This is a genomic window from Chloroflexota bacterium, from assembly GCA_026713825.1.
In the GTDB taxonomy this organism is placed as follows: Bacteria; Chloroflexota; Dehalococcoidia; order Lucifugimonadales; family UBA1127; genus UBA1127.
Genome location: JAPONS010000061.1, coordinates 1 through 17,056 on the forward strand (window position 1 = coordinate 1; position 17,056 = coordinate 17,056).

17 protein-coding genes are annotated in these 17,056 nt (G+C 64.7%); 11 read left to right on the forward strand and 6 right to left on the reverse strand.

Translation table 11 applies throughout. The annotated features are described in order from the left end of the window. Nucleotides 1–295 precede the first annotated feature (295 nt). The 4 genes from OXC99_07430 (at nucleotide 296) to OXC99_07445 (ending at nucleotide 4,437) form a co-directional block, all read left to right on the forward strand. Nucleotides 296–796, forward strand: coding sequence for a GNAT family N-acetyltransferase (locus OXC99_07430; GenBank protein MCY4624815.1), 501 nt, complete (start codon nucleotides 296–298; stop codon nucleotides 794–796). 2 nt (nucleotides 797–798) lie between these two features. After that, nucleotides 799–1,140, forward strand: a complete 342-nt coding sequence (locus OXC99_07435) for a hypothetical protein (protein ID MCY4624816.1) — start codon at nucleotides 799–801, stop codon at nucleotides 1,138–1,140. Nucleotides 1,141–2,163: 1,023 nt separating this feature from the next. Next, the gene (locus OXC99_07440) at nucleotides 2,164–3,081 is read left to right on the forward strand and encodes a hypothetical protein (protein ID MCY4624817.1); all 918 of its coding nucleotides are present in this window, start codon (nucleotides 2,164–2,166) and stop codon (nucleotides 3,079–3,081) included. A gap of 81 nt (nucleotides 3,082–3,162) precedes the next feature. Then, the gene (locus OXC99_07445) at nucleotides 3,163–4,437 is read left to right on the forward strand and encodes a CAP domain-containing protein (protein ID MCY4624818.1); all 1,275 of its coding nucleotides are present in this window, start codon (nucleotides 3,163–3,165) and stop codon (nucleotides 4,435–4,437) included. 9 nt (nucleotides 4,438–4,446) lie between these two features. On the opposite strand, the gene OXC99_07450 is transcribed toward OXC99_07445, so the two are convergent. From OXC99_07450 to OXC99_07470, 5 genes are all read right to left on the reverse strand, one after another. Then, a complete protein-coding gene (locus OXC99_07450; GenBank protein MCY4624819.1) occupies nucleotides 4,447–5,742 on the reverse strand; it encodes an MFS transporter in 1,296 nt (431 codons plus the stop codon). Between the two features lie 342 nt (nucleotides 5,743–6,084). Further along, nucleotides 6,085–6,702 carry a GTP cyclohydrolase I FolE gene (gene folE / locus OXC99_07455; protein MCY4624820.1) on the reverse strand — a complete coding sequence of 206 codons (618 nt, stop codon included), beginning with the start codon at nucleotides 6,700–6,702 and terminating at the stop codon, nucleotides 6,085–6,087. Between the two features lie 7 nt (nucleotides 6,703–6,709). Then, nucleotides 6,710–7,342: a 7-cyano-7-deazaguanine synthase gene (locus OXC99_07460; protein ID MCY4624821.1), complete on the reverse strand. Its 633-nt coding sequence runs from the start codon at nucleotides 7,340–7,342 to the stop codon at nucleotides 6,710–6,712. Between the two features lie 21 nt (nucleotides 7,343–7,363). Further along, nucleotides 7,364–7,774 (reverse strand): 6-carboxytetrahydropterin synthase, encoded by a 411-nt coding sequence (locus OXC99_07465; GenBank protein MCY4624822.1) that lies wholly within the window; start codon nucleotides 7,772–7,774, stop codon nucleotides 7,364–7,366. An 8-nt stretch (nucleotides 7,775–7,782) separates the two neighbouring features. Next, nucleotides 7,783–8,547, reverse strand: coding sequence for an SDR family oxidoreductase (locus OXC99_07470; protein MCY4624823.1), 765 nt, complete (start codon nucleotides 8,545–8,547; stop codon nucleotides 7,783–7,785). 146 nt (nucleotides 8,548–8,693) lie between these two features. On the opposite strand from OXC99_07470, the gene OXC99_07475 reads away from it, so the two are divergent. The 6 genes from OXC99_07475 to OXC99_07500 all read left to right on the forward strand — a co-directional run bounded on the left by OXC99_07475 (nucleotide 8,694) and on the right by OXC99_07500 (nucleotide 14,681). Next, complete coding sequence (locus OXC99_07475) at nucleotides 8,694–9,458, forward strand: class I SAM-dependent methyltransferase (GenBank protein ID MCY4624824.1); 765 nt, start codon at nucleotides 8,694–8,696, stop codon at nucleotides 9,456–9,458. A 113-nt stretch (nucleotides 9,459–9,571) separates the two neighbouring features. Further along, nucleotides 9,572–11,398, forward strand: a complete 1,827-nt coding sequence (locus tag OXC99_07480; protein MCY4624825.1) for an ABC transporter ATP-binding protein — start codon at nucleotides 9,572–9,574, stop codon at nucleotides 11,396–11,398. Further along, nucleotides 11,395–13,269, forward strand: coding sequence for an ABC transporter ATP-binding protein (locus OXC99_07485; protein ID MCY4624826.1), 1,875 nt, complete (start codon nucleotides 11,395–11,397; stop codon nucleotides 13,267–13,269). Before OXC99_07480 ends, OXC99_07485 begins: the two co-directional genes overlap by 4 nt. 98 nt (nucleotides 13,270–13,367) lie before the next feature. Then, the gene (locus OXC99_07490; GenBank protein MCY4624827.1) at nucleotides 13,368–13,751 is read left to right on the forward strand and encodes a hypothetical protein; all 384 of its coding nucleotides are present in this window, start codon (nucleotides 13,368–13,370) and stop codon (nucleotides 13,749–13,751) included. Between the two features lie 112 nt (nucleotides 13,752–13,863). Next, a complete protein-coding gene (locus OXC99_07495) occupies nucleotides 13,864–14,295 on the forward strand; it encodes a type II 3-dehydroquinate dehydratase (GenBank protein MCY4624828.1) in 432 nt (143 codons plus the stop codon). A 47-nt stretch (nucleotides 14,296–14,342) separates the two neighbouring features. Next, on the forward strand, nucleotides 14,343–14,681 hold the full coding sequence (locus OXC99_07500) for a hypothetical protein (GenBank protein MCY4624829.1): 339 nt from the start codon (nucleotides 14,343–14,345) through the stop codon (nucleotides 14,679–14,681). 82 nt (nucleotides 14,682–14,763) lie between these two features. Here the strand turns inward: OXC99_07500 and OXC99_07505 are convergent, their stop codons facing one another. Continuing rightward, nucleotides 14,764–15,612: a class I SAM-dependent methyltransferase gene (locus OXC99_07505; GenBank protein ID MCY4624830.1), complete on the reverse strand. Its 849-nt coding sequence runs from the start codon at nucleotides 15,610–15,612 to the stop codon at nucleotides 14,764–14,766. 213 nt (nucleotides 15,613–15,825) lie between these two features. Here OXC99_07505 and OXC99_07510 point away from each other — a divergent pair, with 213 nt between their 5' ends. Beyond that, nucleotides 15,826–17,055 carry an MFS transporter gene (locus OXC99_07510; protein MCY4624831.1) on the forward strand — a complete coding sequence of 410 codons (1,230 nt, stop codon included), beginning with the start codon at nucleotides 15,826–15,828 and terminating at the stop codon, nucleotides 17,053–17,055. Nucleotide 17,056 lies beyond the last annotated feature (1 nt).

The window sequence follows — 17,056 nt, forward strand, 5'->3', positions numbered from 1 at the left end:
CGGCCGGTGGGCGGTGGTGTGCGGCGGCGGCGCGCCGAAGGGCACCGCGGCGTTGCCGCCCGTCGAGGGCGTGACCGTCGAGTACCCGGAGCGCCCGGGGCGGAACGGCGCCGACGACCACATCGTGCGGCTGCTGGCAGGGCTGCCCCGGGGCTCGGACGCCCTGCTGTACACGTCGGACCGGAACCTGCGCGAGCGGGCGGCTGCCACGGGCGTCAGGGTCGAGGGCGCCCGCGCGCTGCTGTCGCGGCTGGAGGAGCTTCCGCTGCAAGGGAGCGATTCACAGGATGCGACGGTGGCCACGCAGCCCAGGCTCTCGGTCCGGCCCGCCACGCCCGGCGACGTGCCGCTGGTTCTCGCGTTCATCCGCGGCCTCGCGGAGTACGAGCGGCTGACGCACCTGGTCGAGGCGACGGAGGAAAGCGTGCGCGCAACGCTGTTCGGCGACGCGCCGAGCGCCGAGGCGCTGCTGGGATTCGTGGACGACACGCCCGCGGGGTTTGCCGTGTACTTCCACACGTACTCGACGTTCCTTGCGCGGCCGGGGCTCTACCTGGAGGACATCTACGTGTCGCCCGAGCATCGCCGGCAAGGGCTTGGATCGCTGCTGATGCGGCGCGTCGCGGCCATCGCCGTCGAGCGCGGCTGCGGCCGGTTCGAGTGGGCGGCGCTCGACTGGAACACGGATGCCCACCGCTTCTACGAGGGACTCGGCGCGGAAATGCTCTCGGAGTGGCGCCTCTTCCGCATGACGGGCGAGGCGCTGCGCAGGCTGGGCGAGAGAAGTGGAGATTAGTGATGGCACGGACCGGCTGGTACAGGGACCACCCGCCGCACTGCACCTGCTACTGGTGCAATGAAGGCCGACGGAAGGCAGGCGACCGCCGGCCGTTCTGGCGTCGATTCGCCCGCATACGCCGCCAACGCCCCACGACGCCGCTGCCGGACTGGGTGCTAGAGGGGCTGGGGGAGCCGACGGCCGAGGAGTCGGGCGGCATCGCGACGGAGGACCGGCCGGCGCGGGGGGCACGGCCGAGCCGCAGCAAGGGCGGCGTTGGGCGGGTTGTCGTGTGGGCCGTGGTCATCGCGGTGGCGGTTGTCGCGGGGTGGGTGGCGGCGATGGGGTTTGGGGCTGTGTAGGGACGTCACGGGAACGCCAGCTTATTATGGCAATTTGCGATGAATCGTTTTGATAATCGTGCCGGAAGTGACCTCGTATGGTGCCGCCAATGCGGACGGCAATATACGAGAACGCAATTCCGGTGCCACGGGCACAACGCCAACCAGGCCAAGTGCGGCGACCGTCAGTGTGATCGTCCGGCTGTGGGCTACCTTCTTGGCGCAGACCTGACTCTCTATGGCAGTGGAGGCTCTGCACTCCTCTGCGGCCCTCACTTGCTTGAGCAGAGACGCCGAGGATGGGAAGTCTATATCGTCGATGGCTCGCGATGCCGCCAGTGTGGAGGCACCGGGCAAGTTCAGACCCAGACAGAGGTCGTCGGTAGCGCCTCCGTTCAATGGCTGCGTTGCCCCCATTGCCAGGGCACGGGGTACGATCCCGACCCGCCTCGTCAGACGCCCCCAAGCCCTCCAACACGTCAAGCGCCCGCAAGTCCTCCACCGCGCCGCGCTCCTCCCAAGGTTGGCCCCAGCATTGAAGACGCTGTCAGGGACGCTGAACGGCTGCTCCGCCGGAGGCCGCCGGAACCCCCGCCCGCGCCGCCGGAACCTGTACCCGCCCCGCCCGCGCCACCGGAACCTGCGCCCGCGCCGCCTGCTCGTCCACCCGCGCTGCGGCCGGAGCCGCCGCGGCAGACGCCTCCGCCCCTTCCGCTGCCTACGCCCGCCAGAGAGGCTCCTCCCGGTGGCGGCTTTGACCGCGTGCTGCTGTGGGCGCTGCTGATCGCGCTTGCTGGGTTTGGCGGGTGGGTTGTCGCAGACGGCAGGTTTTTGGACGGCGGCGGAAGCGCGGAGACGCCCGTCGCGGCGATCGTGCCGCCTGTGCCGACGCCCACGCCGACGCCCGCGCCCACTCCTGTCGCAACGCCCCTGCCTGCGCCGACGCCGTCTCCCTCGGCTACGCCGATGCCTGCCCCGCTCGCCACTGCGCCACCAACGCCCGCGCCGACACCCACGGCGACGGCCCCTGCACCTCCGACGGTCGTGCCGACGATGGCCAGAGACGCCCGGCTGACGCATCTCCGTCAATTGTCTCTGGAACTCATCAATAGCGATCGCGCAAATGAGGGGCTGCAACTCGTCGTGTTGGGCGACAATCCGGCGGCGCAATTGCACGCTGACGAAATGCTCAAGCACAACTATGCCGGCCATTGGTGGGTCAATGGAAGCAAACCATATATGGTGTATTCCCGGACCGGAGGCACAAGCTACGCCTTGGAAAATGCAGTGGCTGAGGGCTACACGGACCAGAAATGGGCTGCAATGGGGTGTGGCGATTCTCAGGCAAATTGCCATACACCTGTGCCGGAAGCGGCAATCGAGGACCTGCATCGCGCCATGACTGACTCCGAAGAAGACTCGGGAGGGGTGCGTCGCGACAGAATCCTGGGGCCGGGTCATCGAACGGTCAACATCGGCATTGCATGGAATGACCGCCGCGTGGTCTTTGTGCAGCACTTTGAAGGAGGTTCGGCGGAGGCGCTCGGCCCCCCAATTCTCATAGACAAGCGCACCTTGATCTTTTCCATGGTGAAACGGGAACCGGGGGTCAAGGTTGCGGGCGTGGTCAGCGTTTTCTACGACCCTCCCCCGCAGTCGTTGTCGCCGTCCGCGATCAATGCGCTCGCGAGCTACTGCACGGGCGGGGGGCCGACTGTGGAGTGCGGAGCGCCGGCGATGCGGGTCCTCCGTAGGCTGGAAGCCGGCCACTTCTATACAGATCTGAGTCCCAATGAAATTGTTGCCACGGACTGGCAGGACTCGGATAACGCCTTCACGTTCTCGGCTGAGGTTGGACACCTCATGCAGAAGCCGGGGGTCTACACCATTGTAGTGTGGCGGGACAGGGGCGACGGGGAGCTTGAGGAGAAGCTGGTGGAGCTTTCAGTGTTTGTGGAGTAGGGCAACACTCCCCGCAAGTTCGGGAGGGAAGGGGCGTTGATGGTGGGCTTGGGCCGGCACAGGGACCGCCAAAGGGCGGACTTGCCGGACGAGATGTGGGATCCGATGCGTAGGCCCAGAGGGGTATTGAACCGTCAGCCGCAAAAGCGCGACGGCCCCGTTCGCATTCCGCTGCTGCTGCTCTGCATGGCGCTGGCTGCGGCAGTTGGCTGGGTGATAGGTGATGATGAACTGCAGGCTCGCATCGGAGACATGCCGGACAACATCGCGGACTGGTGGGAAGAGCAGAGCGCATCCTGGGCGGCAATGCCCACACCCACCCCGACTCCTGCAGGACCACCCCACCTTCGGCATCTAGAATATAAGCAGCAAATGCTGGGCCTGATCAATGCGGAGCGTGAACGTGCAGGTGTTGGTCTCGTCACCCTAGGTGATAACAACGCCGCCCAGTTACACGCAGAGTCTGGCTTGAAGCACTGCATCAGTTCCCATTGGGGCGTAGATGGCCTGAAGCCATACATGAGATACACCTTGGCAGGCGGGTATCAGTCCAATGGAGAGAATGGGAGAGGGCTGGACTACTGCATCTCTGCGAGTGATTGGGTGAGGAGCCTCGATAGCCTTGATGTTGAGGTTGAGGATGCCGTGCGGGGATGGATGGGCAGCCCAGGCCATCGCCGCAACATTCTTGATCCCACGCACCAGAAGGTGAACATCGGGCTGGCATGGGACCGGTACAACATCAACGCCGTCCAGCACTTTGAAGGCGACTATGTTGTCTATGATGCGTTGCCGGCCATAGCGGGCGGGACCCTCAGCCTCCAGGGAACGCTCAAAAACGGCGCGGTCATTCGTGGCGAGGACGACTTGGGCGTCCAAGTCTACTTTGACCCGCCGCCGCACCCGCTGACCGCAGGCCAGCTTTCAAGAACCTACTGCTACACCAACGGGCTGCAAGTCGCCTCATTGCGCCCGCCCTTGACTGGCGGGTGGTTCTACGATACGCACGAGTTCACTCAGGAGTACGGCCAGTGCCCAGACCCCTACGCTGTACCATTGGATGCATCCGCGCCCGGCTCGCCTGATGAAGCCAGCCTGCACTATGACGCCGCCAAGGCCGCAAGCGGGTCGCTCCCTCCGGTACTACATACCGTCCCCTGGATCACCGCGCAGACTTGGCGCCTGGGCGGTGATTCCTTCACTGTAACCGCTGACATTAACAGCATCCTCAACCAATACGGCCCCGGCGTTTACACCATCGTGGTCTGGGCGCGCCTCATGGGTGACGACAACGTAGTCTCAGAGTATTCCATCTTTCACGAGGTCACGCCGCCGGACACGTATTCCTGGCCGTAGTTGATCCCCCTACCCCCGCACCACCCGCCCCGGCGCGCGGCTCAGCCACACCAGCAGCGCCGTGATGAGCCAGAACACCAGCACCATGAGGAACGCCGCGTTGTAGTCGCCGCGCCAGGCGTGCAGTCGCTCCAGCGCGAGCGGCGCGATGCCCGCCGCGAGGTTCATCGGCATCCACATCATCCCTCGGATTGCGCCGATGTGCTGCCGGCCGAAGTAGATGGGTGTCAGGATGGCCTGCAGCTGGAAGAATGAGCCCATGGTCAATCCCTGCGCCACCGCCCACACCAGCAGCATCGCCTCGTTCTTGATGAGCAGGATGATCACGACGCCGACGGCAGACAGGAGCATCTGCACGGCAAAGACCGGTCGCACCTCGAACCTCGACGCGAGGTAGCCCCACACGAAGCGCGAGCTCACGGAGAAGACGCCGAACACGAAGACGCCGAAGGCCGCAGTCGCCGCGTCGAAGCCGATCTCGCGGAAGTAGGGCACCCAGTGCGACTGGTAGCCCGGGAAGCCGAACATGCCAACGAATGCCGCAATGGTCAGGAGCCAGAAGGCTTGCGTCCGCAATGCCTGCTTGGCCGTCAGGCCGGTGTCGTAGTTGGCCGGGCGCTCCGGGCCTCGAGTGGGCGGCGGGGCGGCGTCGCCGTCGGGCAGGAGGCCCATGTCCTCGGGCTGCGAACGGACCAGGAACGTGAGCGGCAGCATGACCACCAGGATGCTCAGGCCGCTCCACAGCCACGCGTCGCGCCAGCCGAGCCACGCGATGAGCGCCGTCAGCACGACAGGAAACGCCAGTACCCCCATGGGCGGGCCGACCTGGAACCACGTCATTGCGGCGGCGCGGCGGCGGACGAACCACTTGACCGCGATGGCCTCCAGGACGACGGGGCTCGCCAGCGCGGTGCCCGCCGCCCCGACGATGCCGTACCAGAGGACAAAGTGGAAGGGGGTCTCCGCCCACTTCACCATGATGAACGAGAGGGCCATGAGCACGGCGCCCACGGGCATGATGGCGCGCGGGGCCCATCGGTGTTCGGCGAGCGGGCCGAGCGTCGCGCCGGCGATGCCGCCCGCCATCATCCGCAGCGACAACGTGCCGAAGATGAGCGACGCGCTCCAGCCCAGCTCGTCCCGCATGGGTATGTAGAAGACGCCCGCGGCGAAAGATGCCCCGCCGACGGCGTAGAAGCCCTGCACGGCGGCCACGACCACCTGCCACCAGCCGAAGAAGAATCGCGGGGCGGTTGTGGTCGCGGGAGCGGTCATGGTCCTCCAGAGGAGTATCGGGTTGCCCAAAGCACGAGTGTAGCAGATATGCCCGCGATGGCCCTGACACGGGCCCGTTGCGCGAGAGCGGCATGCGCCGATACCGTGGTCTCACGCCGTCGTGCCGACCGCGGGTCGCAGAGGGGAGGGGGTGCAAATTCTTGGAACTATTCAAATCGTAGCTGGGAGTCCGATGGTCAGCTACGCATTGATTCGGAAACAATCCCGGTCGCAGCTAGGGATTGTTTCCGATTGTTTCCCGATCCAAGGTACAGATTGTTCCAAAACAATGCCGAAAAACCAGCTACGGGGTGACGATTGACCCGGCAAACAATGCGCTGGCCGTCGATGGCCGGAGCCGCGAGCGCCGCGCTAGTTGATGGGCTCGGTCATCCGCAGCCGCAGGTACTCCTGGAACTTGCTCTCCAGCCCGGGGTTGGACTGGAAGGCGCCCCGGCGCGCGGTGGTGATGGTGGTGCTGGAGCGCTGCTGCACCCCCCGCGAGATCATGCAGTAGTGGATGGCCTCCACCACGACGATCACCCCCAGCGGGTCGAGGCTGTCGTCGATGGCGCGGGCGATCTGCTGCGTCATGCGCTCCTGCACCTGCAGCCGCCGCGCAAAGACCTCGACCACGCGGGACAGCTTGGAGAGGCCGGTGATGACACGGCTCCGCCCGTTGGGGATGTAGGCCAGGTGCACCACCCCGCGAAAGGGCGCGATGTGGTGCTCGCAGGTGGACGTGAACTGGATGTTGTCCTGGATGATCATGTCGTCGGAGCCCTGCGGGAAGTCGTCCTCGTCGAGCTGGAAGATCACCTTCAGGTGGTCGTGGGCCAACTCCTCGGAGCCCTGCGTGTAGGTGAGGAGGGCGTCGGCCCAGCGCTCCGGCGTCCGGCGCAGCCCCTCGCGATCGGGGTCCTCGCCCAGGATCTCCAGCACCTGCCGGAGCAGCGGCATCAGGCATTCGATACGTTCCTGTCGGTCCATGCGGGTGTCATTCCTTTGCGTAGGCTGTCTTGTCCGGCACGCCGGCCTCGACGAAGGCCTCCCGGCGCTCGCGGCACTTGTTGCAGTCGCCGCAGTGCCGCCCCTCGGACGGCGCGATGCAGGTGAGGCTGAGCTCCAGCGGCAGGTGGCTGTGGGTGCGGATGAGCTGCGACTTGCTGCCGCCCCGGTACGGCGTCTCGACGATGACCCGGTGCCCAAGCCCCTGCGACAGCACCGAGGCGTAGCTCTCGAAGAATGAGGGCGTGGCGTCGGGGAAGGGGTTGCCGCCCAGCGTGCCGATGGCGATGCGCGAGACACCGTGGGTGCTGCACCAGACTGCGGCCAGTCCGAGCAGGAGGATGTTGCGTCCCGGCAGGAACACGGCCTCGTCCGGCGCCTGGTAGCCGGGGACGTCCTTGCCCGTCACGCTCCAGTGGCGGCCGTAGACGTTGCGAACGGGGATGCTGAGCGTCGTCACGGGGCGCACGTTCGGGTTGCCGAGGGCCTTGACGAAGGCGACCAGCGCCGCGTGTTCGGCGTCCTCCCATGCGAGGCCCTTGCGCACGTAGATGGGCGTGACGATGGCGTCCTCGGCCATGTCCGCAACGAGGATACAGCTATCGAGGCCGCCGCTGGCCAGGGCTGCTACGTCGTCCAGTGTCTAATCCTCCCGGTAGACTGCATAGCTCGACGGGGTCTCCCACAGGCGGACCTCCGTCAGGGGCAGGCCGTTCTCCCGCGCCTGCTCGAAGATGTGCCTGGCGATGTTCTCGGCCGTCGGGTTCACGTCGAGGAGGTACAGGGGCTCGCCCAGCTCCGACAGCGCGGGAATGACCGGGTCGTCGCGGCGGAGGAGCATCTTGTGGTCCAGGTGCTCGTCGACCCAGCCCTTGACGATGTCGCGGACCTCCGTGAAGTCGCGCACCATGCCGAGGCGGTCGAGGGTGCCGGACTCAAGGTCGACCTCGATCAGGCCGTTGTGGCCGTGGAGCTGCTTGCACTTGCCGTCGTACTCCAGCAGGCGGTGGCCGTAGCAGAAGTCGATGGTCTTGGTGATCCTGTGCCGCGCCATGGCGCCTCCTATGCCAGGGGACCCGGGCCCGCCAGGTGCCGCCCTGCGTCAACGCGGATGGTTTCGCCGGTGATGGTCTCGCTCTTGAGCAGCGTGATGAGCAGGTCCGCAATCTCGTCGGCCGACGACTCGCGGCGCAGGGGAGCCTGCGCAATGATGTCGTCGCGCCACTCCGCCTCGGTGATGTCCTCCGGGCGCATCGTCGGTCCGGGCGCCACGGCGTTGACGAGGATGCCGTGCGACGCCAGCTCAGTGGCAAAGGCCTTGGTCATGAACTGTACCGCGGACTTGGCCGTCAGGTAGGGGAGGCACTCACGGTAGGGCGTCTCGCCGGCGGCCCAGTCGCCGAAGAGGACGATGTGGCCGCGCGTGGGCCCGGCGTTGAGCGCCATGGCGCGGGCGGCGTGCACGGCCAGCAGATAGCTCCCCTTCGCCGTGCTCATCGCGTGGTCCCAGGCGACGGAGTCCAGCAAGGGCAGCGGCACGCGGGGGAAGTCGGAGGCCAGGTTGACAACGAAATTGAGGTTTCCAAGGGTGGCGACGGACTGTTCCACCATCGCCTGCACATCGGCCTCGTGGCTCAGGTCGCCCTGCACGGTGAAGGCCATCGATCCCGTTCCTGCCAGGGAATCACGCAGGGCCTCAGCCTCCGATGCGGAACTCCGGTAGCCGATGGCGAGGTTGATGCCTTCCTGCGCCATGCGGCGCGCGACCACGGCGCCGACGCGCCGCGCGCCCACGATGAGCGCGCCTTTGCCCTGCAGGGTTATCAACGGGCATGCTCCAAGGGGGGAGGAGAGAGTAGTGGTATGACGGCTGCATTGTAGCATAGGGGGGAACTTGGGGTATGCCCAACCCCGTTTTATGGAGTGCGGGGGCGACGGCGCGCCCCGTCGCTCCCGAGCAACATGGAGGCGCAATGGAACAGCTCCCCGTCCCGTCCTACATGGAGTTCTTTCGCGATGACTACCTTGGCGCGTACCGGGAGACGATCTCCCCGGAGAACGCCGTGGTGGAGTCGGCGTTTGTGCACCGCGTGCTGCAGCTGTCGCGCGACGCGGAGGTGCTCGACCTGTGCTGCGGGCATGGGCGGCACGCCGTCATCCTCGCGCTGACGGGACTGCGCGTGACGGGCCTCGACCTGAGCGACGCGTACCTGGAGCGCGCGGCGGCCATTGCGGCGGGGGCGGGCGTCGACCTGCCTCTGGTGCGCAACGACATGCGGAAAATCCCGTTCGAGGGCCGGTTTGACGCGGTCATCAACCTGTTCACGTCCTTCGGCTACCTGAACTCGGACGCTGAGGACATGAAGGTGCTCCACCAGGTGGCCAAGGCGCTCAAGCCGGGCGGCCAGTTCCTCATCGACCTCATCAACCGCGAGTGGGTGGTGTCCAACTATGTGCGCGACGAGCGCAAGGTGGCGCCCAACGGCACGGTCTACCAGGAGCGCAGGGAGATAGACCTGCTGCACAGCCGCATCAACAACAGCTTCCATGTGACCTCGCCCGACGGCGAGACGCACCACACGGACGGGCTCACCATTCGCCTGTACTCGCTGACGGAGCTGGTGCGGATGCTGGACACGGCGGGCCTGGTCTACCGCACCGTATACGGCGGCTACGAATTGGAACGTTACGGCGTCGAATCTCGTCGTATGATTGTGGTGGCTGACAAACCACAGTGACCGCGGCCGTTACAGCCGGGCGCCCAGGCTCCGCCGGCTGCGAAAAACGCGACTTCGCGGTGGTCTCCACGTTTGACACATAGTACAAACAGGTATTAAATTTACATATTGTCATGCCTACAATCATTCGCATCGTTGGCCTGGTTCTCAAGAAATACAAGCGCCGTCTCGCTATGGGCTACCTCTCTGTGTTCGGCGCAGCCGCGGTCGCCCTGGCGGTGCCGCGCATCCTTGGCCAAAGCGTCGACAGCGTTCTCAGGTCCGGTGACCGCGATGTTGAGGCGCTGTGGCTGCTGGCGTTTGCGCTGCTGCTCGCCGGTGCAGCGAGGGGCATCTTTGCCTTTGGGCAGACCTATTTCGCGGAGTCAACGTCGCAGAAGGTGGCGTACGACATCCGCAACAACTTCTACAACAAGCTACAGCACCTGAGCTTCGCCTTCCACGACAAGCAGAACACGGGAGATCTGATGTCGCGGGCCACGGCCGACGTCGAGGGCGTGCGCATGTTCGTGAACATGGGCGCCGTCCGGTTCGGTTTCGTCGTCGCCATGATGGTCGGCATCGCCATCGCAATGTTCCTGACGGACGTGACGCTGGCGCTGGTGAGCCTGGCCTTCGTGCCGCCTCTGGGCTGGCGCGCCATCGACACGAGCAGGGGCCTGCGCCGCAAGTGGATGCAGGTGCAACGGCTCACAGGCGACATGGTCACCACAATGCAGGAGAACCTCTCCGGCATGCGCGTGGTCAAGGCCTTCTCCGCAGAGAAATACGAGCAGGAGAAGTTCGAACGCCGCGCCGAACTTGTGCGTGAGGCTACGTACGAGGCTCAGCGCGTCTGGGCGAGGAACTTCAGCGTGATGAATTTCTTCTTCCTGGGCGCGCTGGCGGCAATCCTCTACGTCGGCGGCAACCAGGTCATCGACGGCCGGGTCGTCGACCCGTTCACCAACCAGGTGCAGTACAACGGCCTGACACCCGGCGAGCTGACGGCCTTCATCTTCTACATGGGACTGCTGACCATGCCTGTCCGCATGATGGGATGGATGGTCAACAGCTTCTCCCGCGCCATCTCCTCCGGCCAGCGGCTCTTCCAGATACTCGACTGGGAGTCGCCGGTGTCCGAGAGGACGGACGCGACGGAGTGGGGGCGCGTCAAGGGCGCTATCGAGTTCAAGAACGTGTCGCTGTCCTACGACGGCGATGCACACGCCCTGCAGGACATCAATGTCTCGATCTCCCCGGGCGAGGTAGTTGCGCTCGTGGGCCGGCCGGGAAGCGGCAAGACCACCTTTGCGCACCTGCTTCCCCGGTTCTACGACCCCACCTCGGGCGAAATCACCGTTGATGGGAGGGACATCCGGGATGCGACGCTGGAGTCGTTGCGGCGCAACATAGGCGTCGTGCAGCAGGACGTATTCATCCACACGGCGACCATCGCGGAGAACATCGCCTACGGCAAGGGCGACGCCTCCGACGAGGACATCCGCGAGGTGGCCTCCATCGCGCAGTTGCACGAGTTCATTTCCGGCCTGCCCGACCAGTATGAGACCATTGTGGGCGAGCGGGGCGGAGGCCTCTCCGGAGGGCAGAAGCAGCGGCTCTCCATCGCCCGCACTATTCTGATGAACCCGCCTGTGCTCGTCCTTGACGACTCCACATCCAGCGTCGACGCGCACACGGAACACCTGGTGCAGGAGGGGTTGGAAGAGGTCATGAGCGGCCGCACCACCATCGTGGTGACGAACCGCCTAAGCGCCATTCGCAACGCCGACTTCATCCTCGTCTTCCGCGACGGCGGCATCGTGCAGCGAGGCACGCATGAGGAGCTCCTCGCCAAGGGCGGCGAGTACCTCAGCTTGTACGAGTCGCAGCTCAAGCCCATGGAAGAGGCGGCGCTGCAAGAGGTCCAACTGGCAGGCGAATTGGAGGGCTCGGATTGACGACCCGCGTTAGCGGTTACGGGCACCTGGGGCGTTCGGCGCTTGACGACGTGCTCATGGGCAACCTGTATGACCACGGCGTGGTCATGCGCCTTGCCAAGTACGCGCTGCCCTACAAGTTCTGGGTAGCGACGTCCTTCATCGGCATGGCCGGCCACATCGTCACGATGGTGATGCAGCCCCTCATCATCGGCTGGGCCATCAACAACTTCGTCGATGGAGTCACCGGGGCGGACGCCGCCTGGGGCAACCTCGAGATTGCCGCTATCCTCTTCATCATCAACGTGCTGTTCAACATGTTGTTCAACTTCATGCAGTTGGTGTCCCTGGCCCGCGTGACGGTGAACGTGCTGCATGACCTGCGGACCTCGATGTTCGAGCACCTGCAGAACCAGGCCACATCGTTCTACGACCGCAACGAGGTCGGCCGCATCATGTCGCGCATCCAGAATGACGTCTTCCAGCTTCAGGAGTTCATGGACGTCGGCATCACCACCATCGGCGACATCATGATGCTGGTGTTCATCGCGGGCACAATGATCTACCTGGACCCGCTGCTGGGCATCGTGACGCTCTCGGTCATCCCGTTCCTCGGGGTCATTCTCATCTTCTGGCAGAAGAAGTCGCGGCCCACGTTCCTTGGCGTGCGAGTGGCCATCTCGGCGGTGAACGGGAACCTGCAGGAGAACGTCTCCGGCGTGCGGGTGACGCAGAGCACCAACCGGCAGGACAAGAACCTCACCAACTTCAACACCCTGAACCAGACGCACCTTAACCGGACCATTCGTGCGTCCTTCCTCTCCGCCTCGCTCATGCCGGTGGTGGAGACGCTGACGGTCGTGTCGATGGGCCTCGTGGTGGTGGTCGGCGGCATCCGGGTCTTCGACGGCGCGCTTGAGATCGGATTCCTCGTCGCCTTCCTCATCTACGTGCAGCGGTTCTTCGAACCCATCCGGACGCTGACCCTGCAGTACACGATGTTCCAGCGGGCCATGGCTTCCGGCGCACGCATCTTCGAGATGCTGGACATCTCGCCGGAGATGCAGGACAAGAAGGACGCCCATACGCTGCCGCCGATCAGGGGCGAGGTCGTCTTTGACGACGTTTGCTTTGGATACACGTCCGAGGAGCAGGTGCTCCACAACATCAACCTGACCATCGAGCCCGGGCAGAACGTGGCCCTCGTGGGGCTGACGGGCGCGGGCAAGACGAGTCTCGTGGCGCTGATGCACCGCTTCTACGACGTTACCGGCGGCTCCATCCGCGTCGACGGCTACGACGTGCGTGACGTCACACGGGAGAGCCTGGCCGGGCAGATGAGCATGGTGCTGCAGGAGCCGTACCTCTACTCGATGAACATCCGCGACAACATCCGCTACGCCCACACGGAGGCCACCCACGAGCAGGTGGAGGCCGCCGCCCGGGCTGTCGGCGCGCACGAGTTCATCATGGAGCTCGACCACGGCTACGACACGATGCTCCAGCAGCGCGGCAACAACCTGAGCATGGGCCAGCGGCAGCTCATCAGCTTCGCCAGGGCCGTCGTGGCTGACCCGCGCATCATCGTGCTGGACGAGGCGACCGCCAACATCGACTCGCGGACGGAGAAGATCATCCAGGAGAGCCTGAAGGCGGTGCTGCGCGGCCGCACGTCGGTTGTCATCGCGCACCGGCTGTCGACTATCACCAGCGCCGACGTCATCGTCGTGCTGGACCACGGGCGCATCATCGAGACCGGCAACCACCGGGAGCTGCTGGCCAAGGGCGGCCTGTACGCGGCCCTCTACGCGATGAACTTCGGCGAGCCGATCACGACGCACTCCAACGGCTCCGACGATGTCCTGTCCCTGCTAGGGCGTGTGGACATCTAGCGCTTGCCGCCTCGCCGACGGATAATCGGGTCACCCGCAGGGGCAGCGACGGCAGGGCGGCTTCCCGCCTCCGGGAAGCCGCGGGCAAAGGAGGCGTCATGAGCACTGAACAGTACACCGATCCGCGTCCGCCCGTCTGGATTGGGCACGTCAGGATGAACACCAACGCCCTCGCGGAGTCCATCGCCGCCATGCTGGACATCGGCATGCGTCCCATCGTGCAAGGCGATGCCATGGCCGTGCTGGAAATGCGGGGCGGCACGCACATCGTGCTTCGGCAGGACGAAGCCGCCGGGCCCGCGGACGCCGAGTTTGACCTGATGGTGGAGGACGTCGACGCCACCCACGCCGAGTACAGCGCCAAGGGGTTGAATGTGTCGGAGATCCGCCGCGGCCGCATCCACGACTCCTTCACGCTGACCGAGCCCGGCGGCAACCGCATCACGGTCAACTCCACGCACGTTTCGGACCAGCCGGTCTAAAGCGAAGGGGTTGTCCGTATCGCTCTTCGACATGCAAGGCATGTCTGCCAGGGCCCCTTCCCCAATGGAGGGGGGCTTTGTATGCTCAGAGTAAATCATAGAGGGGGAAGGTATGGCCAAGCTTCTGGTTATCCACGGCGCCGGCATGAACATGAGGGGCAAGGTGGACGTCGAGACGTTCGGGCCCATGACGCTGCCGGAGTACGACGAGAAGATTGCGGAATTCGGGAGAGAGCTCGAGGTGGAGGTGCGGTGCTACCACTCGAACATCGAGGGCGAGGTGGCCAACGCCATCTACGAGGCCCACGGCGACGGCACCAACGCCATCCTCATCAACCCCGCGGGTTGGACGCGTGACGCCAACATCCTCGTTTCGGCCATGCGGCAGGTGCGCCTGCCCGCCGTCGAAGTGCACATGACGAACCCGACGGCGCGGGGCGGCAACTCCGTCGTGCTGCCGGTGTGCAAGAGCTCGGTCTACGGCTTCGGCATCTACGGGTACTACATGGCGATGAAGGGCGTGCTGGAGACGTACGGCTTGTAGACCTGCTCAGGCAGTCCGGCGCCCTCACTTTGCAGCAAGGACGGGCCATGTACATCAAGTTCAGCGATACTCAGACCGACACGCAGGGCGAGCGGCCCCTGGTCCTCAAGCGCATCATCAACCAGAGCGTCACGCCGAGCATCAGCCTGACGTGGGTCTCGCTCTACGGTCGCCACGAGAAGGTGGTCAACGACATCAGCGACCGCGTCTACTACATCATCGACGGCGAGGCGGACTTCGACGTTGGAGGCGAGCTCGGCAGCGTGACCGGCGGCGACGTCGTCTACATCCCCAAGGGTGTCCCCTACGTTTTCACGGGACACATGACGTACGTCGTCATGAACAGCCCCGGCTACGTGCCGGACTCGGACCGAGTGGTGGACTAGGGGGCGGGGAAGGGAGTTATACCGAAGTTAGCGAGTTTATCGGATATTACTAAACTTGGCATAAACGACGCGGCGATCAGTCTCATACCCGCTTCACCAGCTCCCAGACGACGACGATGGGCAGGCCTCTGACTGCGGCGTCAAGGAGGCCTGGCACGTGTCGGCCTATGTCAGCGAACGCGGTTAACTCCTCGTCACTCCACAACGGTTCCACACATTGGACGACGTCGAGCCCAGCGGTCTGGAATGCGGCAAGGTAGTCGGAGTGAAGGTGGATGTAGTTGCGCGTGAATCCGCTGGTGTCGTCTTCCATGTCCACGGCCTGCGAACCCAGCATTACCATGAACGGGTGAACATCCGAGAGGACTACACGGCCGCCGGGCCGCACTACTCGTGCTAGTTCCGCAAGAGGCTGTCCCAAGTGGGTGAAATGGGTCAGCGCCAGCGTGCAGACCGCTAGGTCTACAGCGTTGTCCGGTAGGGGAAGCGCCAAGAGGTCGGCAGTCTCAAAGCGGGCTGCTGGCGTCTTGGCCTTCGCAACGTCAAGCATTTCGGGTGTGCAGTCGATGCCGATGACTTCGTGACCGAGAGACGACAAGTAGGCAACGTGTCTTCCCGTTCCACACGCCGCATCGAGTACCATGCCCACTGGATAGGAAGCGAGAAGGCTATGGACGATCGGCTCCTCGGCCATCACCATGGGATTCCCCGGCGCATCGTATCCGGCGGCCCACGCTGCATACTGGGCTCGCACCGTGCGCTCTTCCGCGTGCCACGGTTCCGACCATGGTTCTTCGTCAATCCTGGTGGCGACCTCCGCGATGCTGCGTGTCCAAGCCCTCACTGCTGCGGGGTCAATCCAATGATTGCGGAGAATGGCAACCCCCTGTAGTCCAAGTATGAAGTCGCCCAATCTGCTGTAATTAGACATGCTACCTAACTCCCGTATTCAGTGGCCGCGAATTCGACTCATGCGCCATGCCTACATAAATTGTACCGCGACCGTTAGGCGTATGCGGGTCAACTCTGGTACAGTCACGGACACGGCTGATGGCTGACATTTATACCGAACGGCAGCGGTCCTCTTTCGACTTCAAGGAGCAATCCACTGAAACGCCCGAGAATCTTCTACGGCTGGATCATCGTGCTGATTGCCGCCACCGGCGGCGTGTTCACCCTTGGCACCGGCCTGTGGAGCATGGGCGCCTTCGTCGTCCCGATGGAGGAGGAGCTCGGGTGGAACCGGACCACCCTCTTCGCCGGCCTGACGATTCGCGCCCTCGCCGCCGGCGCTATAGCGCCCTTCATCGGCCCGGTTTTCGACACCAGGAATGGCCCAAGGTACCTCACCATCAGCTCGGCGATAATTCTTGGGGTATCGCTCATTGGGCTTCGATGGGTGGACGAGGTCTGGCAGTACTTCATCCTCTTTGGGGGTGTCGGGGCGCTCGCAAACGTGACCAGCGGCATCGTGCTCATTGAAGCCGTTGTCCCTAAATGGTTCATTCGACAGCGGGGCAGGGCTGTCGCGGCGGCCAGCATGGGAGGAGTGCTCGGCCCGGTCTTTCCGCTGGCCATCCAGTGGGCAATCTCGGCCTACGGCTGGCGCGATGCCTGGGTGGCGATGGGGGTGGTCTCCGTGGTGATCCTGCTTCCGCTGGCATTCCTCGTCCGTACCCAGCCCGAAGACATGGGGCTCAGTCCGGACGGCGACACGGGGGCCTCGCCCCAACCGTCGGCGCGGCGAGCCCGCAACGTCTCCCCGGAGGCGGACCACACCCGAGGTCAGGCCATTCGGACCAGCACATTCTGGATACTCATTGCCACGTTCAGCCTGACGTCGCTGGGCGTGCAAGGTTTCATTTCCAACTGGCTGCCGTATTTCCAGGACATTGGATTCTCCGCGAACACGGGGGCCCTGGCGCTCACAGTCTTTGGGATTGCCGTACTGCCGGCAAGGTTCTTCTGGGGGGCCCTGGCGGACTCTTTCTCCGTGCGGCATCTGCTGATGGTCCAGCACATCCTGACGGGACTGCTGGTGGTGCTGCTCCTGTACATCGGCAACTATACGCTGCTCATGGTCTTCGCAGTGCTCATGGGATTCGCCTATGGCGGGTACGTCCCTCTCCAGCGGCTCATCTACCCCATCTACTACGGCCGCTCGCACCTGGGAGCCATCCGGGGCGCCATGCGTCCGGCCATCACCACGGCCTCCGCTGCGGGGCCGCTGATCATTGCGGGGATCTATGACCTCAATGGCTCGTACGAGATAGCCTTTGTGTTTGTCATGATGATGTGGTTCGCGGCCGGTATGATGTTCCTGCTGGCTCGGCCTCCAAGGCCGCTGTCGCTGGGTGACCGGCCGACGGCGTAGG